Origin of the sequence: Trichococcus flocculiformis, from assembly GCF_900113645.1 — a bacterium.
GTDB classification, from domain to species: Bacteria; Bacillota; Bacilli; order Lactobacillales; family Aerococcaceae; genus Trichococcus; species Trichococcus flocculiformis.
The window spans coordinates 1-26,477 of the sequence record NZ_FOQC01000010.1; the positions used below are offsets into that span (position 1 = coordinate 1).

At 41.7% G+C, this 26,477-nt stretch carries 29 protein-coding genes; 1 reads left to right on the forward strand and 28 read right to left on the reverse strand.

Annotated elements, in window-relative coordinates:
* Nucleotides 1–335: 335 nt before the first annotated feature.
* The 6 genes from BMZ71_RS05620 to BMZ71_RS05645 form a co-directional block, all read right to left on the reverse strand.
* Nucleotides 336–1,088, reverse strand: a complete 753-nt coding sequence (locus tag BMZ71_RS05620; protein WP_086988107.1) for a DUF2290 domain-containing protein — start codon at nucleotides 1,086–1,088, stop codon at nucleotides 336–338.
* Entirely contained in the window at nucleotides 1,081–3,177 is a 2,097-nt protein-coding gene (locus BMZ71_RS05625; RefSeq protein ID WP_177187511.1) for a DEAD/DEAH box helicase, read from the reverse strand. Before BMZ71_RS05625 ends, BMZ71_RS05620 begins: the two co-directional genes overlap by 8 nt.
* A gap of 1,367 nt (nucleotides 3,178–4,544) precedes the next feature.
* On the reverse strand, nucleotides 4,545–5,330 hold the full coding sequence (locus BMZ71_RS05630) for an N-acetylmuramoyl-L-alanine amidase (RefSeq protein ID WP_086988109.1): 786 nt from the start codon (nucleotides 5,328–5,330) through the stop codon (nucleotides 4,545–4,547).
* 2 nt (nucleotides 5,331–5,332) lie between these two features.
* Entirely contained in the window at nucleotides 5,333–5,575 is a 243-nt protein-coding gene (locus BMZ71_RS05635; protein WP_086988110.1) for a holin, read from the reverse strand.
* Entirely contained in the window at nucleotides 5,565–5,903 is a 339-nt protein-coding gene (locus BMZ71_RS05640; protein ID WP_086988111.1) for a hypothetical protein, read from the reverse strand. The genes BMZ71_RS05635 and BMZ71_RS05640 overlap by 11 nt, the downstream gene beginning before the upstream one ends.
* A 55-nt stretch (nucleotides 5,904–5,958) precedes the next feature.
* Nucleotides 5,959–6,960 carry a tyrosine-type recombinase/integrase gene (locus tag BMZ71_RS05645; RefSeq protein WP_086988112.1) on the reverse strand — a complete coding sequence of 334 codons (1,002 nt, stop codon included), beginning with the start codon at nucleotides 6,958–6,960 and terminating at the stop codon, nucleotides 5,959–5,961.
* A gap of 129 nt (nucleotides 6,961–7,089) precedes the next feature.
* Here BMZ71_RS05645 and BMZ71_RS14830 point away from each other — a divergent pair, with 129 nt between their 5' ends.
* The gene (locus tag BMZ71_RS14830; RefSeq protein ID WP_177187512.1) at nucleotides 7,090–7,260 is read left to right on the forward strand and encodes a hypothetical protein; all 171 of its coding nucleotides are present in this window, start codon (nucleotides 7,090–7,092) and stop codon (nucleotides 7,258–7,260) included.
* A gap of 114 nt (nucleotides 7,261–7,374) precedes the next feature.
* Here the strand turns inward: BMZ71_RS14830 and BMZ71_RS05650 are convergent, their stop codons facing one another.
* The 22 genes from BMZ71_RS05650 to BMZ71_RS05760 all read right to left on the reverse strand — a co-directional run bounded on the left by BMZ71_RS05650 (nucleotide 7,375) and on the right by BMZ71_RS05760 (nucleotide 26,420).
* Complete coding sequence (locus BMZ71_RS05650) at nucleotides 7,375–10,050, reverse strand: SGNH/GDSL hydrolase family protein (protein WP_086988113.1); 2,676 nt, start codon at nucleotides 10,048–10,050, stop codon at nucleotides 7,375–7,377.
* A gap of 19 nt (nucleotides 10,051–10,069) precedes the next feature.
* Complete coding sequence (locus tag BMZ71_RS05655; protein WP_086988114.1) at nucleotides 10,070–12,004, reverse strand: DUF859 family phage minor structural protein; 1,935 nt, start codon at nucleotides 12,002–12,004, stop codon at nucleotides 10,070–10,072.
* A gap of 2 nt (nucleotides 12,005–12,006) precedes the next feature.
* The gene (locus BMZ71_RS05660) at nucleotides 12,007–13,608 is read right to left on the reverse strand and encodes a phage tail spike protein (RefSeq protein WP_086988115.1); all 1,602 of its coding nucleotides are present in this window, start codon (nucleotides 13,606–13,608) and stop codon (nucleotides 12,007–12,009) included.
* Complete coding sequence (locus BMZ71_RS05665; protein WP_086988116.1) at nucleotides 13,608–14,255, reverse strand: hypothetical protein; 648 nt, start codon at nucleotides 14,253–14,255, stop codon at nucleotides 13,608–13,610. Before BMZ71_RS05665 ends, BMZ71_RS05660 begins: the two co-directional genes overlap by 1 nt.
* Nucleotides 14,252–16,705, reverse strand: coding sequence for a phage tail protein (locus BMZ71_RS05670; RefSeq protein ID WP_177187513.1), 2,454 nt, complete (start codon nucleotides 16,703–16,705; stop codon nucleotides 14,252–14,254). Before BMZ71_RS05670 ends, BMZ71_RS05665 begins: the two co-directional genes overlap by 4 nt.
* Complete coding sequence (locus tag BMZ71_RS05675) at nucleotides 16,690–17,088, reverse strand: DUF5361 domain-containing protein (RefSeq protein WP_086988117.1); 399 nt, start codon at nucleotides 17,086–17,088, stop codon at nucleotides 16,690–16,692. Before BMZ71_RS05675 ends, BMZ71_RS05670 begins: the two co-directional genes overlap by 16 nt.
* 11 nt (nucleotides 17,089–17,099) lie before the next feature.
* Nucleotides 17,100–17,363, reverse strand: a complete 264-nt coding sequence (locus tag BMZ71_RS05680; RefSeq protein ID WP_086988118.1) for a hypothetical protein — start codon at nucleotides 17,361–17,363, stop codon at nucleotides 17,100–17,102.
* 3 nt (nucleotides 17,364–17,366) lie between these two features.
* Nucleotides 17,367–17,927 (reverse strand): phage tail tube protein, encoded by a 561-nt coding sequence (locus tag BMZ71_RS05685; RefSeq protein ID WP_086988119.1) that lies wholly within the window; start codon nucleotides 17,925–17,927, stop codon nucleotides 17,367–17,369.
* Nucleotides 17,928–17,938: 11 nt separating this feature from the next.
* A complete protein-coding gene (locus BMZ71_RS05690) occupies nucleotides 17,939–18,274 on the reverse strand; it encodes a hypothetical protein (RefSeq protein ID WP_086988120.1) in 336 nt (111 codons plus the stop codon).
* On the reverse strand, nucleotides 18,275–18,508 hold the full coding sequence (locus tag BMZ71_RS05695; protein WP_370684623.1) for a hypothetical protein: 234 nt from the start codon (nucleotides 18,506–18,508) through the stop codon (nucleotides 18,275–18,277).
* Complete coding sequence (locus BMZ71_RS05700) at nucleotides 18,501–18,839, reverse strand: hypothetical protein (RefSeq protein ID WP_086988121.1); 339 nt, start codon at nucleotides 18,837–18,839, stop codon at nucleotides 18,501–18,503. Before BMZ71_RS05700 ends, BMZ71_RS05695 begins: the two co-directional genes overlap by 8 nt.
* The gene (locus BMZ71_RS05705) at nucleotides 18,826–19,221 is read right to left on the reverse strand and encodes a phage Gp19/Gp15/Gp42 family protein (RefSeq protein WP_086988122.1); all 396 of its coding nucleotides are present in this window, start codon (nucleotides 19,219–19,221) and stop codon (nucleotides 18,826–18,828) included. Before BMZ71_RS05705 ends, BMZ71_RS05700 begins: the two co-directional genes overlap by 14 nt.
* 5 nt (nucleotides 19,222–19,226) lie before the next feature.
* Entirely contained in the window at nucleotides 19,227–19,577 is a 351-nt protein-coding gene (locus tag BMZ71_RS05710; RefSeq protein WP_086988123.1) for a hypothetical protein, read from the reverse strand.
* A 2-nt stretch (nucleotides 19,578–19,579) separates the two neighbouring features.
* Nucleotides 19,580–20,458: a phage major capsid family protein gene (locus tag BMZ71_RS05715; protein ID WP_086988124.1), complete on the reverse strand. Its 879-nt coding sequence runs from the start codon at nucleotides 20,456–20,458 to the stop codon at nucleotides 19,580–19,582.
* A gap of 4 nt (nucleotides 20,459–20,462) precedes the next feature.
* Nucleotides 20,463–20,939 carry a capsid assembly scaffolding protein Gp46 family protein gene (locus BMZ71_RS05720; protein ID WP_086988125.1) on the reverse strand — a complete coding sequence of 159 codons (477 nt, stop codon included), beginning with the start codon at nucleotides 20,937–20,939 and terminating at the stop codon, nucleotides 20,463–20,465.
* Between the two features lie 83 nt (nucleotides 20,940–21,022).
* On the reverse strand, nucleotides 21,023–22,432 hold the full coding sequence (locus BMZ71_RS05725; RefSeq protein ID WP_086988126.1) for a DEAD/DEAH box helicase family protein: 1,410 nt from the start codon (nucleotides 22,430–22,432) through the stop codon (nucleotides 21,023–21,025).
* A 197-nt stretch (nucleotides 22,433–22,629) separates the two neighbouring features.
* Nucleotides 22,630–23,376 (reverse strand): hypothetical protein, encoded by a 747-nt coding sequence (locus BMZ71_RS05730; RefSeq protein WP_086988127.1) that lies wholly within the window; start codon nucleotides 23,374–23,376, stop codon nucleotides 22,630–22,632.
* Nucleotides 23,369–24,610: a phage portal protein gene (locus BMZ71_RS05735; RefSeq protein ID WP_086988128.1), complete on the reverse strand. Its 1,242-nt coding sequence runs from the start codon at nucleotides 24,608–24,610 to the stop codon at nucleotides 23,369–23,371. The genes BMZ71_RS05730 and BMZ71_RS05735 overlap by 8 nt, the downstream gene beginning before the upstream one ends.
* Before the next feature lie 125 nt (nucleotides 24,611–24,735).
* A complete protein-coding gene (locus tag BMZ71_RS05740; RefSeq protein WP_086988129.1) occupies nucleotides 24,736–25,065 on the reverse strand; it encodes an HNH endonuclease in 330 nt (109 codons plus the stop codon).
* A 148-nt stretch (nucleotides 25,066–25,213) separates the two neighbouring features.
* Nucleotides 25,214–25,525 carry a hypothetical protein gene (locus BMZ71_RS05745; protein ID WP_218142770.1) on the reverse strand — a complete coding sequence of 104 codons (312 nt, stop codon included), beginning with the start codon at nucleotides 25,523–25,525 and terminating at the stop codon, nucleotides 25,214–25,216.
* A gap of 350 nt (nucleotides 25,526–25,875) precedes the next feature.
* The gene (locus tag BMZ71_RS05755) at nucleotides 25,876–26,178 is read right to left on the reverse strand and encodes a MazG-like family protein (RefSeq protein WP_086988131.1); all 303 of its coding nucleotides are present in this window, start codon (nucleotides 26,176–26,178) and stop codon (nucleotides 25,876–25,878) included.
* Nucleotides 26,175–26,420, reverse strand: a complete 246-nt coding sequence (locus tag BMZ71_RS05760; protein WP_086988132.1) for a hypothetical protein — start codon at nucleotides 26,418–26,420, stop codon at nucleotides 26,175–26,177. Before BMZ71_RS05760 ends, BMZ71_RS05755 begins: the two co-directional genes overlap by 4 nt.
* Between the last annotated feature and the right edge of the window lie 57 nt (nucleotides 26,421–26,477).

The window sequence follows — 26,477 nt, forward strand, 5'->3', positions numbered from 1 at the left end:
CGGGAAACTGATCCACAGCGGAAGACGCATGATGCTAAAACTCAGTACCCATCATGTCTATCAAGACGAATTTTTTCATATCTTACGGCAAATTCAATCCTTGTCTTGGTGAGATCCCGCTAATTTAAAAAAATCGTTCGAACAAAGGGATTAGTATGCCCAAAAACACAATAACAATCGCACTCCGTGCTTCTTTTCGTCTCTAAGAGACATTTTGAAAGGGAAAAAATAACAACTCTGCCAAAAATCCAATACTGCAGATGAAATAGGGTTATTCATGTCAAAGTTTCGGGTAGTATGAATAATTCAGGTATTATTTTGTACTAATTCTACAACTATCCCATAACTAAAATATCTAATGAATATTTATTTCCACTCAAATATTGGATTTTTTTCTTTCGATCAGTAAATGTTTTAAATGATAATCCTTGCCATTTATCAAGTGATAACAAATCATACACTTCTTCGGGAACTATATTTTTTTTCACATAATATGATTTAGGATAATAAGTTTCAATTACATGTTTAACAAAAGTATTAAAACACATTGGTTGATCAGTATTTATCCTAGTCTCAGAATTTTGAAAATGCATGTGCGAACTTGGATGATCTGGGGCATCATGTGATGAATCATAGTCAAATCGCACTGTAGATCTCATTAATATCCTATTCTTATCATATTTTTCATCCATGATTTCTTCAGAAATTAATTCCGGTTCAAATTCGATAGAATTTTGATATGAATCGAAACTCAATGGACAAGGAATCCAAGAAAAGTTTTGAGTTACAAGTATATCATCTTTAAATTGAAGAGAACATCTAATTACACTGTTATCAAATAACAATATTTGAAAACTTCTGTTTGTTAAAACTTTTTGATATGAATCAATAGCTGAAAAATTTTTTGCATTTACTCCTTCTTGAAAAATCTGGTTACTCCAAGAAATTGTAAATTGTTTTTCTTTTTGTACTAATATCTTGGGAATTATTATTAATGTTGCAAATTTTGCGCTCTCAAGCATTTCCATAGTATTTATCATTTGATCAAAATGTTGTTGAACCATCAATGGTATTCTGTACTTAGTCATTATTATCACTTCTGCTAATTATGTCTTTTAATTTTAGAAGTAACCCCTCGTCTATCGCTCCCATTGTATCTAGTTCTTGTAATTCTTCTATGGCTTTATTAGCTTTAAGATTTAGTCGTTTTTCTTCAGCAGAGAGTTCTCTATGGACTTTTCTTAAATGTTGTATTTGTTCAGCTGTTGGAATATGGAAATCTAATTTAAATTCCTTAGAAACACACATTGTAAATTCTTGTTCAATCTTCTCCATTCCTAAGCCCACTCCACTTACTCTAACCCAACCTCTCGAACGCGTGATAGCAGTGAATAGAATATTTCTCAGTTTAATTAGTTCAGAGCCTTCAGCACAATAATCCGCATTGATTACATATACCATTGGTGCCTCATTCCCCTTGGCTCTATAAATACTTGAACAAGTAACATAATTATCTGATCTGAAAACATCTCTGGATGTAGTTACTCCAGCCAAATTACTGCTTATGTTTCTTCTAAGAAGATGTTGCCTAAATTCCGTATATTCACTTTTAGAAGTTAAAGCATCTGGAAAAATAACCAATATATCATCGGCATCAAGTTCATCTTCTTCAATATTTTTCCTTATACTCTCAGCAACCCAATTATATTGATCTACTTTGGAGTTAAAAGCGGGCTGAAAAATCACTGCCTCCTCCGGACTCATTAATTCATCAAAATAGTTTGGTGAAGCCTCTGAAGCTCTCTCTAAAATAACTCGGCATCCATTTTGCAATTCACCATCTGTAATTTTATAACCTATATCTTTCCATAGTGATAAATCATTAAAAAACTGAACTAAATCTTCTCCACCATTTCTATAAATCCCGAACCCCAAAGCATGTGCCGCGGTTAACGCCCATTTTGTATTACGATAACAAATTGGCAATACAATATCTTTTCTTGGCTTATTATCTTCATTTATTAATTCGATTTCAGCTTGACCAAAAACATTTGTACCAAACATTTCTCTCAGAGTGGGCATTTGTTCTTCGTTTAAATTTTGCAGTTCATCATACGCGTAAACAATTCGTTTAGGCGAGCGAGTAATTTTATAGCATAATTGAAAAAAATTAGCTGGCATATCTTGAGCTTCATCAATTAAAATTATATCATATTTATCTTCATACGATTTATTTATCAAAGGTAAGACCTCATTAACAATTCCTGAAAATGCATCTTTTCTACCGTATCTTACTTGCGCATTTTGATAGTTCATTGGTGTAATATTTAAATTAGAACATACTTTGGAGTAGATCCCCTCCTCATACGTAGCTCCCCAAGAATGAAGAATATGTAATTTGTCCTCATCTATATCTTCATCAGAATACTCTCTATAAAAATTATTTATCATTTCTTTGAATTGTTGACCTAAACTTCTTGTATAAAAAGTAACCGCAATATCCCATTCTGGGTTTTGGAAATGTAAATATGCAGCTTTAAGAGCCAAAACAACTGTTTTTCCTGATCCCGCAAGCCCCCGAATTCTTTGAATACCCTCTGGTATTTCAAAAGCTGCTTTCTTTTGCCATTCATCTAGATTAGCTACTTCTTTCTCAATCTTCTTTATTTTTGAACCCAAAGAATTTAAATTTCTTACATTTTTTCTTTTTTTCTTGGGTTTCATTGAAGCTATTTTTTGAAGTGATTCTACTAAATAAGAATAAAGATTGTCTTCGATTGAGATTGCATTCTTAGCCAATTCTTCAGATATATTATCATTCCCAAATACTAGATAATCATCATTTACTTCTATAGGGCTATTAGTCACATAATTAACAACAATAGGATTTACAGCTAACCTTCTACCTTGTCTCAAATTTCCGTACTTTCGTAATGTAAACTCTAATTTATAATATAGCTCATCTTGATCGTCCTGAATGTTTTCAGTCTCAAAAGAAAATGCAATCAGACCATAATTTCGTGAGACTAATAAAGCATCTATACTTGTTTTAACATCATCTTGTGCAAGAAGTGGATATCCTAAATACAGAGTGCCTACTATATCTAACTTTTGTAAATTATCAATTAACTCGTTTGACGCTACTGGGTTTTTAGTTGAACCTCGAACAATATCCATATATCTATCCCCTATCATATTATTAATTTTACATAAACAAACACTTTTCTTTCAAAAATTGTTATTACAATTAAGTATACATTTCTTAAATACTGAACTCCTCTATTTGAGTAGTATAAAAAATAAATAGTCAGAGAGACAACAATCTCTTCGCACACTTTAATAAATTCCATCATCTAATAATATCATTATTCAGCTATTGTATTTTTTCAAAGGCATTTAGTTCACCCTCAAGTTTGTTTATAGTTTCATCTAGAATCTTTGGCTCTTTAAAAAGCCTTTCCTCTCTATTCACCCATGGTGAGTGCCCGAATCCACAACATACACTTGCCCCGTTGAGCTATTCACAACAATTGTCGAATTATATGAAGTAAATATTAGTTTCCGAATACTTTTCAAATTTCTAAATATATTACCCTATTCATTATAAAAATATTGATTTATTAAATTTGAATTTGGTAGATCAATGGTTACAGGTGTATACTCACTAATAAAATTCGCAAAAATATAAAATGAGATTCAACATTGTAACTACTTTTTACCTCAAAGATTTTGATAGCTCAAATTATAATTCAAGAAGATTATCTTTTGATCTATCTCGGAGATCTTTTTCTTTTATTTACTACTATCGTTTAAATGATACTCATGAACGATTCTTTGAATATCAGCAATTTTTTGTACAAATCTGTCTAGCTTTACACACGTTTCAAACATATAATAATCTGATTTTTAAAAGCTCTCATTAGCTTTTATCAAATCATTTTTTCTTTTAATTATATCATAATTGTTTATTTAAAAATCACAGGAGTTTCTGTGTGCTTATAAAAAGATAATGAATATGTAAAATAGGAAAACATTTAAACGTAGAACCTATACTTTGACTATATATTTTATTAACTACATTAAAATTCTACGAGAAGAAAAAAATTTCAGCCAAACAGAATTCACTAATACTTGATATTAATTTAAAATTACTCATAGCTAACAAGAACGATTAGAGATTATTCCTTAACGCTCTTACTTTTTAAAATGATCTATTAGTTAAATAGGCACTTAACGATTGTGGAAAAAGAAACACTCCATGACATAATTTTAAGTCAATCATTCCCCCAAAGACGCAGCCATGGCTTTAATAGACCAAATAAAAAAGCTCGAAACGCTTTATTATCAACGTTTCGAACTTCTATTTAAAAATTAACCCACTGACCCTTCCATTTCATATAGAAACATTCTGGGTTAACCTACTTAATCTTGCGTTACCATATTTCAGATTAATCAAAATTATGTACAACCCAAAACAGGCTGTGTCTACTTGCAAATGGAACTCAAAATGGAATTCACTTTTTTGCCCGTCAGCGCGAGAGAAGCTAATAAAACCTTCCCCATGCTCTTCCGTTTTCTCTACAAACCATATAACGATCATACCCGCTATAAGATTTGTAATGGATCCAGACATAATGGCCATCGTTGTAATAGCTGTCATATCGCACGGATTGGCCCTTGTTGTAAGTAGCTACAATCGCGCCGGATGTATTCGGAGCGCTGCGGACATTGATCGCGAAATCAGGCGCGAATGTGCCGCTCTCAGAAACCCACTTGCTGGCCGGTGCAGGCGTTGGCGCAGGAGCTACCTGAACAGGCGCTACCGGAGCGGCCGCTGCTGCTGAACCTGCAGGTTGTGCCAATTTTGCGCGGAAGGCATCCATCTGCGCTTTGGTGTAACCAGGGCAGCTTGTGTTGTTGTAAATCTCCCAATGGCCTTTTACCTTGCTTGCCGGGATATTTAGATCAGCCATAATTTTACGTGTCAGCCATTCGCGCGCATCGATTTGCGCTTGCGAATAATCGTTACCATTTCCGGCCTCAACGCTGATATGGACCACGTACCAATTGTTGTCCTTTACACCCCAGGTAATGCGTTCATAGTCGTAATTCTGGTAAATATTTCCATCCGCGTCAATGTAAAAGTGATAGCCGCCGCGGTTCCATCCAAGCGTGTCACGCCAATAAGCCTCATGGTTGGTGATAAACGCTCTGTTCTTGCGCAATACTGCGGTGTAGTGCCATCCGATTGTCGTGATTGCAGATAGCGCCCGGTCTTTGCGTTGACCGCCTAGCGCGTCTGCGCGTCTGTCGATAATTGTGTACGCCATGATTATTTACCCTCCTTCAATGTTTTTGTTGCTGCATCCCACATACCTGATGCAGATGCCCCATACAGCAATCCCTCGAACGCATTGACAAAGATGTCGCCTTTGTAGATAAAGCCATATAGAGCGCCGAATAGCGCCCCAAAAACTACGGCCACAAATGCCAGGTACTTGCTTTCCATCCCTGCGCGCTTGGCCATTTCCACGGCAATCATCGTGATTGGTGCGATGAAAATATTAAATTCCATTCTCTTGATCCCCTTTCAATACCGCATTCTCAATCTTCAATTTCTCGTTATCGTCACGCAGCGCTTCGTTTTCGTCCTCCAGTTTTTCGACGATAACTTTATAGCCATTGATATCCTTGATGTATTTGCTCTCGATTTCTTTTATCTGTGATTTCAGCTGATTAACTTCTTTTTGCATCGCATCCACCTGATCTTTATAAATCGTAAATAGATTAGTGATATTTTTAGTGTATTCTTGCTCAATTGATCCGTTTGTCTGTTTGTTAGCAACAGAAAACGTCACCGCCCCAGTGATGGCACTTGCGATTAATGCGGATATCCATTCCATTGTCCACGCTCCTTTTGCATATTAAAAAGGCTGCCCGCATGGACAACCTTCTTATTTATTGCACATATCGTTTATGTGCGTTTTTCTTTCGTTCCTCGCTGACAATCACATATCTGAGCGTCGTTGACGGGTTACTATGTCCTAGCAGTTGCTGCAGGTCGCCCAACTCTATGCCATTGTCGATTGCGATTGTAGCCATGCTGTGACGAAACACGTGAGGAGTAACCTTCTTGCTGGTTTCAACGCGGCTCGCCACTTTGTTGATGATTTTTCGAATTGCCGCGTTACTCATTTTTCGATACGGCCGCAATGTTGTAGCGAAAAGATATTCGCAATCGTCTTCTTCCTCAGCCCGATCTTCAAGGTATTTCTTCAGGTAGAAAATAGCTTTACCATTCAGGTAAACTACCCTTTCCTTGTTTCCTTTTCCGATGACTGATAAGCTACCATTTCGCCAATCGATGCTTGCTTTTGTCATTCCGGCCAGCTCGCTGATCCGGCACCCAGTAGAATAAAAGACTTCTACAAGCGCGCGTTCCTTTGAGTTCTCGCAGGCATCGCGAATCATTTCCAATTCGTTTTGACTCATGGCTTTCGGCAGGCGTTTTTCCTGTTTTGGCGTTCTTATTTTTGCGGTTGGATCGCGCAGAACGAACTCTTCGGCTACCATCCATTTATAAAAAGCCTTCAAGGTTGATAACTTTTTAGCTACGGTCCCATTTGACCAATCCGGCCTTGATGCCAGGTAACTGCGGACATCCGCCGTATTAACCTGTACCACAGCTTTGTTAACGTACTGGCTAAATTTATTTAGATCAAGCCTGTTTCCGTATAAAGTTTGCTCGCTGTAGCCTTCCAAGCGTAATGCATTCAAGTAATAATCTATTTTTTCCGCAAAGTCATTTTCCATTTCCTCGACGGTTCTTCTGTTTACAGTGTAATTGTTCGCGACTTCCTCAAATCGTAATTTGAGTTTTACTACATCAGCATCTGATACAAGAGTGGAGGCCATAGTTTCTAATTCCATTAACAATCTCGCCGTGTCATTCGCTGCCATTGCAATTTCATTCCCTTCTCAACATATATCGTATATATCGTATATGTAACATAATACAGCCATTGTTTGCATATGTCAACTATATCGTATATACTATATATATTAAGTAAAGGTTAAGGGGATGCCAACATGGTAGAAGATGCCAAACTTGTAAAGAAGCTTATCAATTACCCAGATTATATTGTCGAACAGGTAGAAGACTATCGGTATGAGAACAGATTGCCAAACTTTTCTGCAGCTGTGATCGAGTTGATTCAAAAGGGACTGGAAGCATCTAAGAAAGAAGAGCCTGCTGAATAATCAGCAAGCTCTCTTTTTTTGTTTTAAGATATGAAAACGCGGTTTCTATTTTCAAAAAATAGGCCGTTTTTTGTTTTCATTTCATTTCAGACTAGCAACGTTATGGTTCAGCCGTTATTTTGTCATTGGTGCTAATCTTGACAAACCAACTTTAAATACTTTAGCGTAGGGCTCGCCATTGACCACATGAATATGATCCGACTCGATGAAGTAGCTACCGATATTTAAAGCGTTGATGCCGGCATCTTGCAGATTTACAAATGGGATCCCCCACATCTTAGCAATCTCTCCAACTCTGTCAGCGTAGTCGGATGATTTTAAACCTAATGTGTTATGCGTCTTGTCTGTCCAGCCTAAACTGGCAAAGTTAAGCATCTCACCATAAGGACAGCCGACAAGTAATATTGTAAGCATCGGATATAACGTCAAAATTTTAGTTAGCATAACATTATAAGCGCCTGTAAAGTTTGCAGTATCAACATTTGTCAAAGATAAATCGCCTAATGCTCTGCTCTCTCCCCAATCGTTTGTGCCACCTAATACAGTCAAAACGTCCGAAACAGCAGACAAAGCATTGATCCTAGCATCTTGCCAAAAGGCATTTGCGCCTGTACCGCCTACAGATGTGCCACCGATACCGTGATTTAAGATATTTGAAAAATTAAAATGGTTTTGAAGATATGACTTCCACTTTCCTTGTGCGGTGATGCTATCGCCAAGCGTGTCAAGCACCTTGTTTTCCCATCCGGTTTTAACTCGGTCAGCAAAAACGGATTTTATCGCCACCGTATTAAGATGATTAAAAACGTTAAACGGCTCAATCAACTTGTCGCATAACAAATCAAGGTAGGTGTCCGCTATGCCAGTCACATCCACAACGTACTGCGTTAAATCAATGTTTTGATTGAGTACAGTCAGCCCGATTGCACTACCGATTTTTGTATACGTGCCATCGACGGTTAGAGTTTGCAGTATCATTTTTTCCGAGTTCGCCGCTAAAGTCTGATTAGTCAAAGCGAGGGATAAAAAAGTAGCGTTGTTTTTGATAAATGATTTATACAGATTTTGAATAGGGTTTGCCGTGTTATTTTTAATGATGCTCACAAACAGATATTTGTGATTTGCTTTTGGTGTAAACGTGTATCCAAAATAAGCATTTCCGGCAGTATTATTTACCAGATTAGTCTTCGTTGGTATAGTCACGTCTTGCGTAGCGGTCAGATTATAATTATATGCCGTGCTTCCATCAATCTTATTGTTGACAACAGACGTTTGCAAAGCATCGCTAAACGAGTTTGCGTTAATAGACAACGGCTCAACCGTTTTTGCTTTGCCGCTGATGTCGCTATAACTAGCTTTGTAGGCTTTTAAAACGTCTGCACCATAGACAATTGCAGCAGCAATATCAGATGTGGACACATTGATATTATCGGTGATTTCAAAAATGTTATAAGTCACTTCGATTGAGTGATTACCGCTCGCGCCCTGTAAAACATAATCCCACAAGACGGATGTGTCAGCGGATGGAACATAAGTAAAAATATCGGTAAAGGACGCTCCGGAAGAAATGCCTGTCGATATTTGCGTGTTGTTTAGGATAGTAGCGTCTGCTTTATAAAGCACGCGGCTACAACCGAGGGCGATGGCAGATGTATTTTTAACCGTGGCGATCACAAGATAGGATTTGCTCGCCAACATATACAATTTGTAACCACCGCGTACAGATGCGGCTCCCGTTACCGAGTTTGTTATTTTTCCTGCACCGTCAGAACTACCATAGGTGACACCAGTATTAAAGGCGCTATCTAATACGAGGTTTGTCAGTTGCGCTATTTTTTTAATGCCTTTAAATAGGGTTTTAAATTTAACAGTTCCGTCACTCAAACCTGTTGCTTGATAAACGCCACCGCTCGTCCACGCAGTACCGTTATGGTAGTACCAGTTTCCAGCAGTATAGCCACCTTCTGCACCTGTATAGACATAAATCTTAGCAACATCTGTCATTTGAGCAACTAACGATACAGCTTTTGGTGTAGCGATTGCGGATAGTTCCGCTTTAGTGGCGGCTTGTTCCAACTGTCGCTCGGCTGAAAGTAGCCGGCTGTTGTTTGTTGACTCAAAATCTTCCAACTTCTCAGCAAGGTTAGCTGCCACTATTCCGTTTTGCAAAGCGATATCGAATTCGGCAATATTGGCATCGGCTGCCTCTAATGTGGCGCTCAGTTCGCCGGCTAGTTCGTTAAACTGGTTTGTCCTGTCTGTTTGCGCAACGTTAAAGGCAGCCGTGCGATCAACTTGAGCATTGTCAAACTCAGCCTCTCGAAGTATCTCGTTCGCCGCGAACTCATCGAGGTATGCCCGCGCTTCTCTTGTGAGTGTGGTCCAGTCGTAAATCATGACCTCTTGTGCTACTTTTGTTTCTAGCCCATTCAAAATTTCGAATTCATACAACTGCGAAGCATATTCGACAATTGGCGTTCCCGGCACGGTTACAACCAACTGAATTTTTGCGATTCCGGCGTGATTCCCTTCATTTTCTTTCAGCGTATAGGAAAAAGTATTGCCTACTTTATCGACGTCTGTCGAAGGATTTTGAGAGAAAGAACCGTCTCTCATGTAAATCATCGTTATAGCCGTCGCTGTCGCCTGCTCTTCTACCGTTAAGTCTGATACGACGAATTGGAATACAACTGAATTCAAATCGTTTGTAAAAATTTTCGGGACATCCCATTGCCTGGTCTGCTTTGTAGACTTAATTAAAACATCGTATTTAACAATTTTTTTAGCCATTCTATTCAATCACTCCTTTTTAAATAAATGCGACTTGTCTCCATGCTCCCCATGTACCATCGTAGTAGTTCCGGATGTATGTCGCCGGGTTCCCGGTTTCGTATCGCGTGAATGTTTGTTTGATTCCGGCATGCCTTTCGACAAACAAACTGAACGCTGCCGCTCCCGCCACATTGGATATGGTTCCCGCTCGCGCGTTCGTTGGGCAATAATAAAGCCCTGGCGTTTGCACGGCGTTAAGATCAGAATTATCGACCAACTCTTTCGATACCATCCCGCTGGATTCAATCGATCCATCTACTTTCAATTTCCCGGTCGTATAAATGTCGCCATTTTCTCCGATCGAAACCGTTCCTGACAATCCTACTCCGTCATACAGATGGATGTTCAACCCGGTTCCATCCGCACCGGTTCCGATAAAGGCCAGTAGAGTTTCATCTTTCCGACGCAATCTCGCAAAGGCTCCGTCTGCGGCATCAGAAACCGGAGCGATGATGGTTGGCGCTTCAATGAATTCCGCAGCCAGTGCAATCTGCATACCATCCTTTTCTGCAACCTTCCCGAATGCTATCCCTTTCCCTCCTGCGAAATAATCAATCAATGAAAAGGCGGTGGATAGTTGCATCGTTTTCGAAACCTTGTCATCGGTGCTGAAATAATCATTCACCGTGAATTTAATATCCCAGGCATTATTCCCGCTGATATCCGAAATTATCACATCGGTTTCAATTATGTACGCTGCGCTTGTTACATTCTGATTCGTCCATATTTCACTTGTAACGGTTTTTTTTGAAATCGTGAATATCTTGTCATTCAGATTATTCACGGCCGAAACAGCGGCTCCGATTGTGACTTTTGCGTATTCTCCTTCATCGTTCGGGGTTCCATCTGCATCGCATCGACTTGCTTTGAGCAAAGATAGGACGGGAGGTGAATAAGGCAGCGCTGATATCGTCACAGTCCTGGATGCGGTCCGCCCTCGCGAATCTGTTACGGTATATTTGATGGTTTGGCTTCCAGCAACATTCAGGACCTCGCTCGTCGCATCGTTGGAATTGAAAATTTGCCCGTTCATTTCGATTTTATGACCCACGATAGATGAACATTGCACCCCGCCAACAAACGCGCCTGTGCCGGCCGCCGTTGCTCGTATTTTGGATTTTGATTGCACATAAGCATTGAATTTCGACGCAAGTCCCTCCACTGCCTCAACATGAGTGACTTGTTCAGCGGAAACCGTTGGAACAACTGATGCCGGAACGTTTGCAGTGAACCATACTTCATTGGTTCCGATGTAGCCCCCGTTTCCGTTATACGTGTGAACCGTGAATTTTCCGGAATTCGCATTTCGAGTAGGAATCCGCGCGCACCAATCCAAGGGCAAAACAAAATCAAAACTATTCGTGTGCCGATCCATGGCGCCTATATCGGTTTTCACATTCCCAATGTCAATCGAAACATAGTGTGTAAAATCCTCACTCGCTCGATTCAAATTAACATGAATGCTATCGCCGTACTGAATGCCGTTCGTCGCCACAGTTGGAACCGATGCGCGAGGGATGGTATTCAACCAGGCCGAACCGTAAACATCAACAACGCCGATATATGAACCGTTCCAGGTGATGTCAAAATTATGAGTAGCGTATATATCGAACCATTTGGAACCGTCATTCGTGTGATAAACCGTTACTGTGTGCGAACCCATCCATTTCGATTGCCATGCATTGATAGTGGAATTATTCGAAAAGTATTTCGTGTTCCCGTTGATTGACAGGCTCGTGATGGATGATGTCGCATCATATACGCTCGCCCATGACTGTAACGAGTCGATGTATAGGTGAGCAGTAACGACCGAATAATTTTCATTGATGTTCTGTGTGGCGCTCCACTCAACGCGCAGGCGGAACGCGCCATTATTAGAGAATCCCTGTGTAAAGCTGCCTGATAATGCCATGTTTACTCACCTACCCATTTAAATGACAGATTGCCGTTTGATCGCGGTATAAAAGCATAATTCCCGATGCGGATGCTAGTCAGTATCCGCGCCTCTGTGATGTAGAAATTGCTGTCGCTCCAATAGGCGACTTCCAATCCGTTCAGAACAAACGCAATACGATCATTTTCTATTTTCAACTTCAGCGGATTGCCTACCTCACCCAGAATGATGTCTCCATCCAGAAATTGGATGAATTTACGGATTTCTGTGAAGGATGCGGAAGTTTCGCCACCTAAATCAGTAATAAACTGCTCCAATGTGCCGAAATCAAACCTAAAAGAATCATTTGTTTGAGTAAATGTCGTGGATACATCAAGTTTGTATTGCTCCAATTCTGATTTGGATGTGTAGGTCTCGGATACGTCCATTCGAATCGCTGATGCAGATTGTTCGATATTCGAATTCAGCGTGGTAACTTGATCTGTGACATAATTTTGAGTTTTTGTGTTCGTTTCGCTGAGGTTATTCGATACGTTTTCGATCGCTTTTTCTGTGTTCAGCTGACTTTCCGAAAAAGTCGCGTAGTTTGTTCCCAGCGCCAGCTTGTTGTTCTGTGGTTTGTCCATGTCGATGGTCAGCTTCTGCACCAGCATGAATTCATTCAGCTGATGGGCCGGGCTGTTTATTTTTACGTATTCAAAGAAACGAAGTTTATCTATCTGATCATCCGTCATGGACAAATCGATCGCGGAAACATCAAGCGATACGTTCAGATTGATGCGGCTCGCAAGTTCGGCAGCCGCTTTTGTGAGCAGGTTGCTTCCGATTGTCACGTCATCCCATGTTTTTGTATCAAAAATCCAGCCATAAGCATCGACGGCCTCCTGATTAAACACGTAATCAATACCGCCGTTCACGGCTGCAATGGTCAGGCGTTCGTCTGTGTCGTTCCCAAGCTTTGCTCCATAAGGGATAAGTGCCGTTACGATGTCCTGCCCTTTGATTTCCTTGTTCAGGTCCAGAAGGTTTTCGCCTAGCTCTATTTCCTGGAGGCTCTGCATGGTGGAATCTTCCAGGTAATCCAAGTAGTTGATGCCGCCCGACCTGCGAGTCCTGATATAGCCGCCCAGCAACTTGATCAATTTGTCGTTGACCACATCCCACGCGCTCGATGCTGTGATGCTGGACCGCGTGATGTAGTCGTTTGGATCGGTCACGGTCACGTTTCCCAAAACAAAACGCTTAGCTACTTCCACCTGCGCGTTATATTCATTCAGGATATAGGTTAAAAAGCCGGACACGCTACCGGAGTAGGTGTACGGCCGAATGATGCCATCGTTCAAAAAAGCAAGATCTCCTTCACAGATGACGTCCTTCGCATTGTTAAAATCAAGCTTGTCACCCAGCACGCGTCCACGGAATACCATGTAAGCATCCTGGTACACTTCGATCGATGATTTCAGCGGCTTAATTAGGTCGTACATCGGATGTGACGGATATATTTTAAAATCAAATGATCCCGTTTTATTTACTTCCAACGCTATTTTTTTATCAAAGATAGCTAGTTCGTCAACACGGGGGTCGAATAGTAATTTGCCATCACAATAGACTGTATAAACCACTATAACGCCCCCTCTTGATATTCAAACAATACGGTCGTGCCTGCCGCGCCTGTGATTGTCAGCGCGTTATTGCCATAGATTAATGCGATATTCGTCAGCCGTTGTGTTCCAGCGTTCACACTGATCGTCTTGCCGTTGAATGCGATTGTTACTGCCGCGCTTGCCGTGATCGTCGGTATTACTCGTTTGCGTTCGTTCATCAAGTTCAGTGTGTTCGTCCCACTCGCTCCAATGGTCGTATTTATCGCTGTGACGTCGTTTTTATACTTCCACGGCTGACAGGTTGCCTTCACGGTCAAAACAGTTAGAACGCCATCATTTTTAAACGATGTAGCGCATCTGCCTATCAAGTAATAACCAGGTTCATTTTTCGTTCGGATGGTCCGCTGTTTGCCGTTTAAATATCCAATCATCCACCTCTCCAGTTCAACGGAATAGGTTTCCGGTTTAATTGTGAAAACAGCTTCGAACGGCCGACTTTCGTAATGCACTTCTCCGGTCAGCGCTTCTGTCAGATCCAGAGCACCGTCTCCGTTCGGTATTTCCACATAGATTTCTTTCGGTTTCGGAGCATCGATAGAGAGCGCGGTTAGGTAAAGCCCCCAGTCGCTGAATGATGCTATTCCATCGAAAAATACTTCATTCACCTACCTCGCCCCCTCAATCTGTAATCATTACCTAGTTGTTTGTCCATTTCGGACCGGATTTCTCCGACCAGTGCGCCAGTGTCCATAACCATCTGCCTATTTGGATCATAATCCGCGAAAAACGCAGCGATAAGATCAATAATCGCATCCAGCCTATTTTGGACGCTTGCCATCTCAAAATCCTGAGAATAAATTTGATTCCCAGATAATAAATTTTTAGAAAAATCGGCTTCTATGTCCCTGTTTTTAAAACCATCCAACTCATCAGACATCATGCTCGACAATGATGTTATGCCCATTTCATCTTGCAGACTTCCGGCCACTCCACTAACGGTTTTCTTCACTGTTTCGAATTGATCTTGAAGCCCTTTGTTCAATCCGTGCATAATTGCATTACCTGCTGGTATTAACAGTTTTTTGTCATACGAGATCGGCCCTTTATTCTTGGCAATCCATCCTGCAATGCCGCCCACAAAATCCTTTACGGCCCCATATGCGGATTTCAGACCGTTCAAGAATCCGTTCATGATTGCGGACCCGGCGCCGCTTAAACTAATGTTTTTTAATCCGTTGAAAGTATTTTTAATTCCGTCTACGATTCCGGTAATTCCTGATGCTACCCCGGATATCGCATTTTTCATACCATTCCAAGCGCTGCTCATGGTGCTCTGCAAAGAACCTCCAGCCGTTCCTAATCCGCTGAAAACAGATTTAACACCATTGATCACGCCGGTGATCGCACTACCGGCCACCGAAATAGCTGACTTGATTAAATTCCAAACAGAACCCAACCCGCCGCTCAGCACACTTCCGGCAGAACTTAAGGAGCTGAAAACCGTTTTAATCGTGTTAATTACACTTGATATCAGGCTTCCGGCCGTAGAGATTGCTGTTTTGATGTTGGTCCATGCATTGCTTATGATGGTCTTCAACGAGTTTCCAGAGCTGCTCAAGTTGGTGAACATCCCAATCGCTACACCTACCCATTCCGCTACTACTGTTAGCGCTGGTACACATGATTTAAAAGCTTCTACAAGCCAAGAAATTGCCGGTGTTAAAAGCTCGACAACCGTCCTGATGAAATCAAACGCGGCAGATACGCCAATCAGAACCCCTTTTATAACACCGCCCAAGAATGCACCGACTACCTGAAGGACTGGCATCAATGCATCCGCCAAAATTGCTATTAGCGGCTGAATCGCGTTCCACATCTTGACAAACGAGTTAACGACCATATCTATCGCTGGGCTGACAATAGCCATCATCACGCTAAATGCGTTCGTTATTGCCGTAACGATGGCGGTTATTAGTGCTTGGATTCCGCTGAAATCCAGCTGAGTAAATGCCGTGGCAATCTTCGTGATGATCGGAGCGATTGCATCCACAACGGTTTGGAATAATACCGGTAATTGTCCAAAAACGGTTTGAAAGGCATTTACAATCGGCGAAATGGTACTCATGACCGTTGAAAGAAGCCCTCCCATTCCACCGGAAATGCCTATCCCTAAATTATTTAAGAAGTCTGTTCCGGCTTGCGTGAATAGAGGTGCGGCCGATTGAAAGAAGGTGGCAATCGCACTTGGTAAAGATTTCAAAATGTTTGATACCATCGGCAAAAAGTTTCCGAAAAAGAAAGTAGAAGTTGTTTCTGCCAAAGCTTGAAGTGCAGGTTGTATGTCCTGGCCAAGTGACAAGCCGCCCAAAACATTAGAAAAAGCCGACTTCATCGAAGCGAGCGAACCACTAAAAGTTTCTGCGGATTCTCTTGCGGTCGTGCCGGTAATGCCCAATTCTTCTTGTACAGCGTGAATGGCGTTATACACATCATTCAGGTTGTTAATATCGTATTCCACGCCTGTTAACTTAGTCGCATCAGCAAGCAGGCGTTCCATCTCGGCTTTGGTACCGCCGTATCCAAGCTTAAGGTTATCCAGCATCGTGTAATTCTGTTTCGCAAACCCTTGATATGCATATTGGATGGATTCCATGCTAGTTCCCATCTTGTTTGCATTGTCAGACATATCAATCAAGGCCATGTTTGCAGTTTCGGCAGCCTTCTCTGTGTCTCCGCCCATCGACTGCAACAAACTCGCACTAAATCCGGTGACACTCTCCATATATTCATTAGCAGATAATCCGGCTGTTTTATACGCGTCGTTTGCGTATTGCTTTACTTTATCCGCGCTACCTTTAAATAGCGTTTCAATACCGCCTAATGATTGTTGTAGATTCGCCCCTTCAGACAAAGATGAAGAGATGATTTTACCAAGTGCCGCCCCCGCGGCTGCTAGTCCTGCTGCTGCAGCCAATTTTAAACTCGTGCTAAGTTGACTCCCTGCTCTTTTTCCGGCCTCCGGAATTTCCATGCCTAACTCTTTTTCGATTATTCCTGCTATCCCTTTTGCGGACGGCATGATCTGCACATAGGCTTGCCCTAATTCTGTTGCCAATCTAAATCACCTCCCGCTTTTAGATTTAGCAATAATTGATTCCTTGTGGATTCAAATTCTTCTGCTGAAGCAAACGCGACTTCTTCTTTACTTTTTTTCGGCAGATTAAGCACTTTTTCCAGGATAGAGATTGGGCGATTTTTACCATTCTGACCATCTTTTGTCTGCGCCCAAAGAAGAATACCCAATTTGTCGCTAATTCCGGCCAATAACATAGTTTCGATCGAAGCTGTTTGTTGGCTGAGTTTCATTTTTATTCTGGAATTTTCTCTCAAACCACAAGAAAAAACGGCAACCGTTTGAAGTGGCAGCCGTTTGTAATCGTATATTTGATATGTTTCTGCAAGGTCACAAATTAAGGATTCCTCGTCTAGATTGATCATTCCAGCGAGGACTAGGAGTTTTTTGTTTCACCTTGATTTTGGAAAATTTCCGTGATTTCTTCTGACATTTTTTCAGTCGGAACAATCCCGTTTTCGGTTCTGAGATGGTCTTTCAGTTTTTTGGTTTGTTCTTTTCCCAATAACAAATTGACTACACGAGAAAGGACCAGCGGATTTTCTTCCAATTCTTCGATTGCTTCCAGTAATTCATAGTTGTTCAAACGTTCCTTATCTAGTTCGTATGAAAATCCTGATTTAGTTTTTCCTTTAATCATTGATTACCCCTCCGCCGGTTTCTGGATATACTCATAATGCGTGTTTCCTTCTTCGTCAGGTAACGCCTGAATAGTAGTCTCGTATCCGATAGCCTCAGCATCACCATATACGATTTCTCCAATTTCCGCTACTTGTCCATTAGGGACAACGATTCGTTTCAAAACGCCGCCCTTCAGGATCATGTCAACCACCAGGCAGTGCGCCTCTAATGTTTTTGAGTTCGCTTTGATTGTAATTCCTGCTTCAAGTGTGCCTGTCACGTTGGCAGATCCGTAGACCTCCTTCAGGACTTCGACGTTGGTCGCTTCGATTAATGTATAACTAAACGTGTCCCCTTTTTCCGTTTGCACCATATCGACAATGTCGCCGCCCCACGCTTTTATTGTTTCTGTAGACGGCGAATTTGCGTTGCTCATTCCGTCCTCTGAGATATAGCCCAAGCTTTTAAATTCTACCCCAACAGCTGTTAGCGCACTCGTTGGCAAAACTGTTCCTAACGGTGCGGAATAAATCGCTCCGCCAACCTTAGGCTTTGCCGTCGAAACGTTCTCTGTCTTTGACATATGTTTTCCCCCTAATAATGTCCGATATCAAATACAGCTTGATACCGGTATTCTTTTGTTGTTGTATCGGTGAAATTATAGTCACTGTTTAAGCTGACTCCTCTAATTTCATCCAGCAAAATTAAGCTTTCTACTGCCATTTTTACTCTTTCGTTCAGTTCCGCTGCAGCATATAGGCTCTTCGCGTAGCTTTGGAACGCAAAAACAGCAGTCGGCAAATGATTTCTCTTGCCGCTGCTTGTTTTTTCCAAAACAACATAACTTTCGATTTTTGAACTCGGTTTTTCAAGAAAAACTTCGACATTCAGCTCTGAGGCTAGACGGTTTTTAATAATTGTCTCAATCATTTATTTTACCGCCTTTAGTAATGTGTTGTTATTCAAATTATCTTTTTTAGCTTTGGCAGTTCCTGCGCTTACCCTTGCGTTTGCCCTGTTTTTTCCGACGTAAATATCTTGCTCATATCCGTCTCCGCAGCGCTTGCGAATTGCGGATGCACGATCATTCAGAACCGCTTGCATCCCGTCGGATTTCATTAATTCTGCCACACCTTTTCGGTTTAGCTCAAATTTACTAATCATATCGTTCCACCATCACTTTCTTATTCCAAGCAAGAGGGATAAGTTCATCGATGCCTTGCAAAGGAATGCCAAAAACACGCCATTTTTCACCGAAGAAATGTACTTCTTGATCTTCCCACGCATTTTCATCGCCCTTAGGAATGGCAAGCGTATAGACCGCTCTTTTACCGGTGATAGTGAGTTGGTTAATGACATCTTCAGCGGATGTCGGGCTGAGCAGGACGTTATTCACTAGTATTTCCTTGTCTTCAAAAATAGGCGCTCCGAATGGATCTGTACCGGCAAATTCCTTCCCGATCAGAGTCACCGTTATACCTTTAATTATCGCCATAAAGGTTAATCACCCCATATCTCTGTCTGCGTAAACCCAATCTAGCTAATTCAGATTTTTTTATAAATAAGCCGCCACCAGGTACCAGAAAAGACCCTGAGGCAGAATAGCCCAGGGCGGTCTGGTTAAATTGTGTCATAGGCTCTTGATCTGTGGACGTCATTAATGTTCTGGCAACGATATCGACAGCGACAGACTTAACTACATTTGCATATGCAGCACTCTTTAATACCATCGCATCCAAGTCCTTGCCGACCTTTTCCGCTTCAACACGCAATGAGTCGGACACTACCTCAAGCAGAAAGCTTGCCCTGTCCGTTTCATCCTGCTTTAAATAGCGCCATAATGTCTCTACGTCACTGATTTTTGCAAAAGATGACATAATGATCACTTCCCATTAAGCATTAATTCATACAACTCTTGTTTCTTCAACCTAGGATCGTACTTAATGCCAAAAGCATCAAGCTCTTGTTTGATTTGCTTAACTGTGATCCCGTCAATCCCATCTGCGCTGTCGTCAATTTCTTCAACGACCTCATCAACATTTTGCTTCACATCCGGGATATCCGTTACTTTATCAGGTTCATCAGTGTTTACTTTCCCTTCGCCGCTGCCATTATCTTCGATTTTTACTTTTTCTTCGTCGCTGGTACGTTCTTCGACTTTTACCCAATATTTACCAGAAATATTACAGAGGCTGTCAATTACAGCCCCTGTTCGTGTGTTTTTATATTTCATAATTACACTCCTTTGACAATCGCAAAGCTCTCGGCATCCATAATTCCCCATCCTAAGTATGTCTCAGAACGCAGGTAGACTTGGTTGTAACCTTTCAAGTCTTGGCCAGAGTTATCCGGATCACCGTATTTAATAACTTCGAGCGGAATTTGTTTTGCATAACCCCATTTGAAGCTGTCAGCGAAATCCCCTAAAATTACAAGGTCGTTATTATACGCCGAAACCGTGGCATTGATGTCGTTTTTAATGCCATTAATTGATCCTGGATTGGCTCCCCAGGCTAACTCAGGGAACTGCTTGACGTTATTTACCTTATACGCTGCCAAAGCGGCAGAGAACGTTGGAGACATGGCCATACCGGAAATTACTCCGCCAGATGCTTGGATCATTGCAACCGCCGCTTCGATATTATCGTCTGGGGTAGCTGAAGTATAGGTGACATTTTGTGTTACGCGGTTATCGAAATGATTTGTGCCAATAACAGCAGATGCTAAACCTGACCGCGGGTTAACACCATGCATTGCCATCAAATCTAAACCTTTTGCTAGTTTTTTAGCATATCCATCATTGAAAGATTTGATGATACTGATCTTTTCTTCATCCGAAGCCAATAAGAACTCGTCGGACACGCGCGCGCCGTATTCCACTTTGATTGGAATGATTGTTAATGGTTCAATTGATACGCCGCCGTGTGTTTTTTTGCCATTTTCAGCAACAACGTCGATTTCGGAATCCATAGTAAACGTGAATTCTTTCTGCCCATTGAAAGGTATTGGGACCTGCTGAGAAAGAACAGCCAGCGAACTTTTTCCTTTCACCTTGTTAATTAAATCTGATACTAATTCCGGATCAAATAAATTCCCTTTTGATAATGTTGTCATTGTTTTACTCTCCTTCTAAATTTAAGTTTTCTAATAGTGATTTGTATGCTGCATCTTTTCCTTCGCCGATTGGAGGTTCCGCATTTTTTAAAGGTGGTGGAGTTGTTTGTTTGCCTACAAATGCAGCTAACCGTTCCGCGTCAGCCTTAATGCTATCCTCATCAGTTCCAACCAATCTGTCGGCTAAATCAAACGGCAATCCGTTCTGCAAGGCGATTCTTGTGCGCAAATTCGCAGTTTCATAGCCTGCTATTTTTGCATTCAGATCAGCTAATGTTTGCTCATGCGTTTTAGCCGAATTGTTCGTCTCTTCTATGGTTGCCTGCAAAGCCCCGACTTCTGTTTCTAGTTCTGCATTTCGCGCCTTTACTTGATCATAGTCGGCATACTTTTTGCCTAAAGTCTCTTGCTCTCTTAAAACTCTAGCTTGTACCGCCTTGTCAAATTCCTCTTGTGTTGTAATTGGTGTAAAGTCTGCCATTTTTATCTTCCTTTCTCCCGCTTAACCCGGCGGTATCGGTAATTTTGTATTAAAAAAGCAACGACCATAGAGAATGGCGTCGCTTAATACCTGATTTGTTGTTTTTTCTTCGGCTTCGCGTTATGGCAAGCCCAATGCGCTAATAGGGCGCTGTCCATTAGACAAATATCCATATCGTCGAATTGTGATTTATATCCAAAACCACCGCTTGTGCCTATGTTTCGCTTGTCACAGTTAGTTACGACTTTTTCCAAGGAGGGTTGGCCAGCATGACAAATGTTTTTCTGATATATCCCTTGTTCCCAAGAAGCGTTGGCGTTAATGATTTCTTTCACCGTTGGCAAAACAGGTGCTTTAAGTCTGAAGTCTTTCATTTCGTTCGTTAAAATACTCTGCCCGCTTTGGCCGTCGATTACAACACTTTCGATGTTCGCTTCCTTGAAGAAATTAATGAGCCATTGGTTGCCGTTTCGAATGGATTGACAGTCCAACGTTTCCACGAAGATTTTTCCAGAAAGCGTCTTAACAGCGACGCTCATCGCTACGTTTGCGCCATCGTTTCCGTATTTGACACCAACAAAAAGCGGCCCTCTTAAAATCGGCAGCATCTTAACCTTCAAGTATTGCCACTCTTTTGCTGAGATAGCCGACTTTTGGTTATATTTAGGCCAATAACCCAGACGCTGAATGTTGTGGTCCAACTCATCTTCCCCGAGTTCCGCCTCGATTTTTCGCTCGTTTAAGTGGTAGCCCATCGAAGGATTTGAATTGTACCAGGCTTCTACATCGTCAATTTTAGTCATATCTTCAACAGACCATTCTGCCCAGCCTGCATATTTCGATTGGCCAAACAAGGTTTTTTCCCGGTAATCAGTAAAGACGGTGCCGCTTGAAACAGGCGTTGGAGGAGTTCCGCACATGATTGTCATCGGATTGTGACTGTCGGTGACGGTGTATTTCAAGGCTGACTCTTGTTCGGTTGTGTATTCTTGCGCTTCGTCAATCACTAAAAGATCAAAACCTTCACCAAGTCCACCACTGGATGTTCTCGTTCTGAATTGGATCACTCCGCCTGATTTATAAAGCTCCAACCGCTCTTGGCCCTTGGCTTTGATGGAATTGAAATCCTCACCTTCAACGTAACCAGAATCTTCCAAGTATTTTTTTAACTTTTCGAAAGACGAATGCGACGTGCTGATGCGATGCGCGGTATGTAAAGTGCTCAATCCGTTTTCGAGCGCCCAAAGTTCCATAATATAAACAACTTCAGTCTTACCATTTCGTCGCGGAATCGAATAGCCGAATTTTTGGTGCACCCACAAACCATCATCTTCAACGGCCATAATCGCCTTCAGCATATTCAGCTGCCACTCATAGCATTTACACTTGGTTTTGTGATAAAAATCTATCGCTTCTTGATAGAGGCTTTTGACATATGGCAAAATTACCGATTGAGTAGGAAATTGATTACCAAATCTTGCTTTAGTAGTCATATGAATCCCCTCTCAATCTTGATCGCATGATAACCCTGTCGCTGGGATGTTGGATTACATCCTTTCTAATTTTGCGCATTCTATGGCATAAAAATAGCCAACCCTATGCCATCGCATTATGGGAATTCCTTTATTGCGACAATTAAAAGTGCCCCACAAGAAGTTCTTGACAAACTCAAACATACCCATCACCTCCTTCATTTTCCGATTTGCATCCTTGCTTTTAGCTTTGCGTCTTTTTCAGGATCTACCCACGCTTTTGTCCAGACATTTTGTCGCTTTCCTTCACCCGGGTTGTAATCGACGGTGCATCTGCATCTTTCATGCCTGCGGTACACATCTTTCGGCTCCCCTCCATAATCATATGTTCCCGCTAGCTTTTGGCACCAATCACAAGCACGACCAGAAACTCTGCGCGTGATTTTCGGCCTTAGTCCCGCCTTTGCATGAAAGGTGGCGTTGGCGCGAATCGCATCATCCACAATGCTTTGGCTAAAATTGACAATCGGTTCATCCAATAGCCACTTCACTTTTTCAAAATCAGGATCAGATGATATACGGTTCACAATTCCATCAATCCGATCTTGGCTAATACCAGGAATCTGAGCCTTTAACTTTATGCCAGCAGCACGATTTAGATCCGTTTGCACATCCCCAGCAAAGCCAGTGATCAATTCAAAATTCTTTTGCATAGTCGGATTTAACAATCTATCAGCGATGTTAAAATACATGTTGCCGTTCGGCAAAACGCTGGCCGTTATATTTTGGCCAAGAACATCTGCGAGTATTTCACCAACCTCAACAGCAAAGTCATTCACATCTAGATAAGTAGCTTTTTTGACCTTCATAAGCTTTAACGCTTTTTTTAGCTTATCGCTGTTATATGTCCGTTCGTCAAATTGCGATTGGATTTTCTCCAGTAGCCCAGGGACTATATCATCCATTTGCATTGGCTCCTTTTAATCCGGTTAAGTTTCTGATCGCTTTTCCGTCGATATATCCCGGAATCGCCTGATTTATTTTAATAACGCCATCACCGACGAGGGTCAGCGTATTAGCATCCGCTTCGAATAGAGGCTCCCACATTGGGGTAGTGTTTATGAATTGGCTTCTAGTGTATGGGAAATCATCTCGTAAACAAGCTGCGATGTATGCAACGTTTAACAAACCTGACCCTAAACTGCGTTGCGCTTTGCGACCTGCAAGCCTCAAATTTTCATGACTTGCTTTAATCGCCTCAACGCTTGATGGATTGTCTGAGACAAACCCTAAATCATCCAAAGTTAATCCCATTTCGCCGGCGAATCCTGCAGCTGCTGTTCGTAGCTGTTCGGTAAAAGGTGACATCGATGATGTTGTGAACTGCCCAAGTATCGGTTTATCCCCGTCGTCGTCTTTAGTAAACTGAAGCATCGAAGAAACCGTGGCCTTCCAACTCTCCATAGGTTCGGCATCATTACTTAAGCCAGTAACATATTTTTGAGGGAACGAATAAAATTCCGCTGTTATATCTGCACGTTCAAGCGTCCTTTTGGCGTACCGCTGGAAATACATCCCTGCCCTTGAAATCCGTGAACGCCCAAACGGTCTCGCTTCGTCTGGTCGATGGATAACCGGCACCAGCAAAGGATGAGGAAAGTTATGTGAAAAAGAAATATCTTCAATATTTTTGTCTTTGTAGTAATAGTTCGTTTGTCCTGGTAAAAAATGCGCTTCTAGTGTGGCAACTCCATTTTCATCCCTTTCAAGCACTGCATAACCTTCAGTTAAAAGCCCTGTGATCGGATCGATAACGCCTGTTGCATCGCCTGCACCGACAACTTGCAAGCGAGGTTCATCGTCCACACCTTTTGAAATATAAACAAATGAACAAGATGCAATTAACGCCGATAATACAACGCTATCAAAAAAAACATCCGGATTGTTAACTTTAAAAATTTCATTTACTTCAAAATCATCATTTTCGAATTCCCGGAATACCAATCGATCTGCTAAACTGTCAACACCCTTTGCACACCAACCTATAACCGATCGATAGCGTCTGCGAATTTCTGGAGGAATTGTAATCCCAACCATTTGCTCGGTGTGCTGCATAGCGTATTGCTTATAGCGCATATCCACACGGATTTTGTGTGCATTGAGCTTATTTCTTAAATAATCAATGCCTTTTTCGCTCATTATTTTCCTCCTTTCGATTTCGCGCGAGAAAATATGTACAGTGACGGCGTGAATGGCGAGCGCAGAGGGCGGGAGGGACCAACCCCCCCTCTTCTGCAGGCCTTCAATTGCTTTCACATTGATTCTCAGCCTTTATAAGTGGCCCAATTTGTGCTCTGTGGAAGGTTTCTATTTCCCAGCACTTGAGGCGCTTCTTGCTTTGCTAAAAACATTTTGTCAGATTTCTGTCTGTTGCACGTCCAATGGGCAAGCTGCAGGTTCTCCATGGCAGATGGATGTCCGCCTTTTGAGACTGGAATGATGTGGTCAACGACTGGGCTGAGTGGCTCCGGAGCTTTGATGGAGAAGTCCACTTGCTTCCCGCAAATACCACAAACGTTCTGAGTCTTGAATATCACCTTCTTGTTCTTCTCATAAGCAACGCGATGGGGTCCTTGTTTGTCTTGCCTTACCATGTCCCACTCCTTTCTTTTACTGGCCAACGAGCATAGAAAAAGAGCAACCACATCAGCAGCTGCTCTTTCGTCGATTTGTTATGCTATTAAGATAACTCTTTTAATACAATAGTTACATAGTTTGATTCCACCATGGAATCATAGTAGATTACAAATCCTCTACGAATTTAATCGTCTTAACCATAGATGCATGCTTCGCCATGATGTAAGAATAACTGTAATTAAGCTCCTCAGCGATTTCCCTCAAAGTCATACCATCCATGTATTTCATCTTCAGTATCTGATTGTCCAGACCCTTGAAGCGTTCAATCATAATCATCAAGGCTTCCATTGCCAATTCTTTCTCACCGAGAAAGGCTCTGTCTCGTTTTATATACTCTTCCAGGTGGGCAGCAGTGGATTCATTGGTTATTTTGACTTTCCCCAAGTCTCTAGGGTCGTACCATCTCTCCAGTTCCATCTCTGACTTCCTTATTTTCCATTTCAATATTTCAATTTCTTCTTCAAGCTTTTGGTACTCCTGTAACCATTGATACCTGATGACGACCACCACCCTTTAAATGTCCGGACTATAAATGATAACCATCAGCCCTTAGCCCCTTCAGTTAAGATCCATTTATCGAATTCGGACCTTGACATATAACCAATGAACACAAGGCTCATAGCGTCTATTTCCCACGGCTCTGCATCTCTATCCATCCCAAACCACCGGAAGTTAATAGAGTAAATAGGCTTTGCCGGATGCTTCCCACTTAAGGTTTCGAACCAATACAGCACTTCATCCATCTGCAGCACCATCTTTTCTTTAGTTTATAAGTCGGCTTCCTTGACGAAAATGCCGTCAATCATTTTCCCTTTACGGTCTTTGATTTCTGCATAAGCTCCTGCTATGCACTCTCCAACGCTTAGCCCTAACTGCAGCGATAGGATCGTGAGGACAACATACATGTCCCCTATGGAGTCTTTTACTTGCTCTGGCTTGTCTTTTGCCAATCCCTGGCATAGTTCCCCGTACTCCTCACCTAGCTTAAGCATCTGCTTTGCTGGGTCAGCTGCATCCAAACCTCTTTCTCTTGCCCATTCTTCGATTAATGCCGTTAGCGCTGTAATCATTTGCTATTCTCCTTTTCTCTAACACTATTTAATTTTTCATTGATTTCTTGCTCTTCATCCCATTTTTCTTCCAGGCCCATATAGCCTGACCGCTTGTAGAGTTTCCCGTCTTCCAACTTGTACTGCTTTCCGATAGGTCTATCAGTGCATCCACAAATGATGATCTTTGTCGGACGATCCTCTATGTAAAAAAGGTCATAACCTTCACTTTTCAAATGTTCGATTGCTTCCTCTTGTGTCATACTTTAGCCCCCCTTAGTGTCCTGTGTTAATCCGTTGCCATATCCAGTTGAAACACT

What these genes read in the sequence shown, in the direction of transcription:
- BMZ71_RS05620 (WP_086988107.1), bottom strand. Translation starts at nt 1,088, where the DNA reads ATGACTAAGTACAGAATACCATTGATGGTTCAACAACATTTTGATCAA.
- BMZ71_RS05625 (WP_177187511.1), bottom strand. Translation starts at nt 3,177, where the DNA reads ATGGATATTGTTCGAGGTTCAACTAAAAACCCAGTAGCGTCAAACGAG.
- BMZ71_RS05630 (WP_086988109.1), bottom strand. Translation starts at nt 5,330, where the DNA reads ATGGCGTACACAATTATCGACAGACGCGCAGACGCGCTAGGCGGTCAA.
- BMZ71_RS05635 (WP_086988110.1), bottom strand. Translation starts at nt 5,575, where the DNA reads ATGGAATTTAATATTTTCATCGCACCAATCACGATGATTGCCGTGGAA.
- BMZ71_RS05640 (WP_086988111.1), bottom strand. Translation starts at nt 5,903, where the DNA reads ATGGAATGGATATCCGCATTAATCGCAAGTGCCATCACTGGGGCGGTG.
- BMZ71_RS05645 (WP_086988112.1), bottom strand. Translation starts at nt 6,960, where the DNA reads ATGGCAGCGAATGACACGGCGAGATTGTTAATGGAATTAGAAACTATG.
- BMZ71_RS14830 (WP_177187512.1), top strand. Translation starts at nt 7,090, where the DNA reads ATGGTAGAAGATGCCAAACTTGTAAAGAAGCTTATCAATTACCCAGAT.
- BMZ71_RS05650 (WP_086988113.1), bottom strand. Translation starts at nt 10,050, where the DNA reads ATGGCTAAAAAAATTGTTAAATACGATGTTTTAATTAAGTCTACAAAG.
- BMZ71_RS05655 (WP_086988114.1), bottom strand. Translation starts at nt 12,004, where the DNA reads ATGGCATTATCAGGCAGCTTTACACAGGGATTCTCTAATAATGGCGCG.
- BMZ71_RS05675 (WP_086988117.1), bottom strand. Translation starts at nt 17,088, where the DNA reads ATGATCAATCTAGACGAGGAATCCTTAATTTGTGACCTTGCAGAAACA.
- BMZ71_RS05680 (WP_086988118.1), bottom strand. Translation starts at nt 17,363, where the DNA reads ATGATTAAAGGAAAAACTAAATCAGGATTTTCATACGAACTAGATAAG.
- BMZ71_RS05685 (WP_086988119.1), bottom strand. Translation starts at nt 17,927, where the DNA reads ATGTCAAAGACAGAGAACGTTTCGACGGCAAAGCCTAAGGTTGGCGGA.
- BMZ71_RS05690 (WP_086988120.1), bottom strand. Translation starts at nt 18,274, where the DNA reads ATGATTGAGACAATTATTAAAAACCGTCTAGCCTCAGAGCTGAATGTC.
- BMZ71_RS05695 (WP_370684623.1), bottom strand. Translation starts at nt 18,508, where the DNA reads ATGATTAGTAAATTTGAGCTAAACCGAAAAGGTGTGGCAGAATTAATG.
- BMZ71_RS05700 (WP_086988121.1), bottom strand. Translation starts at nt 18,839, where the DNA reads ATGGCGATAATTAAAGGTATAACGGTGACTCTGATCGGGAAGGAATTT.
- BMZ71_RS05705 (WP_086988122.1), bottom strand. Translation starts at nt 19,221, where the DNA reads ATGTCATCTTTTGCAAAAATCAGTGACGTAGAGACATTATGGCGCTAT.
- BMZ71_RS05710 (WP_086988123.1), bottom strand. Translation starts at nt 19,577, where the DNA reads ATGAAATATAAAAACACACGAACAGGGGCTGTAATTGACAGCCTCTGT.
- BMZ71_RS05715 (WP_086988124.1), bottom strand. Translation starts at nt 20,458, where the DNA reads ATGACAACATTATCAAAAGGGAATTTATTTGATCCGGAATTAGTATCA.
- BMZ71_RS05720 (WP_086988125.1), bottom strand. Translation starts at nt 20,939, where the DNA reads ATGGCAGACTTTACACCAATTACAACACAAGAGGAATTTGACAAGGCG.
- BMZ71_RS05725 (WP_086988126.1), bottom strand. Translation starts at nt 22,432, where the DNA reads ATGACTACTAAAGCAAGATTTGGTAATCAATTTCCTACTCAATCGGTA.
- BMZ71_RS05730 (WP_086988127.1), bottom strand. Translation starts at nt 23,376, where the DNA reads ATGGATGATATAGTCCCTGGGCTACTGGAGAAAATCCAATCGCAATTT.
- BMZ71_RS05735 (WP_086988128.1), bottom strand. Translation starts at nt 24,610, where the DNA reads ATGAGCGAAAAAGGCATTGATTATTTAAGAAATAAGCTCAATGCACAC.
- BMZ71_RS05740 (WP_086988129.1), bottom strand. Translation starts at nt 25,065, where the DNA reads ATGGTAAGGCAAGACAAACAAGGACCCCATCGCGTTGCTTATGAGAAG.
- BMZ71_RS05745 (WP_218142770.1), bottom strand. Translation starts at nt 25,525, where the DNA reads ATGGAACTGGAGAGATGGTACGACCCTAGAGACTTGGGGAAAGTCAAA.
- BMZ71_RS05755 (WP_086988131.1), bottom strand. Translation starts at nt 26,178, where the DNA reads ATGATTACAGCGCTAACGGCATTAATCGAAGAATGGGCAAGAGAAAGA.
- BMZ71_RS05760 (WP_086988132.1), bottom strand. Translation starts at nt 26,420, where the DNA reads ATGACACAAGAGGAAGCAATCGAACATTTGAAAAGTGAAGGTTATGAC.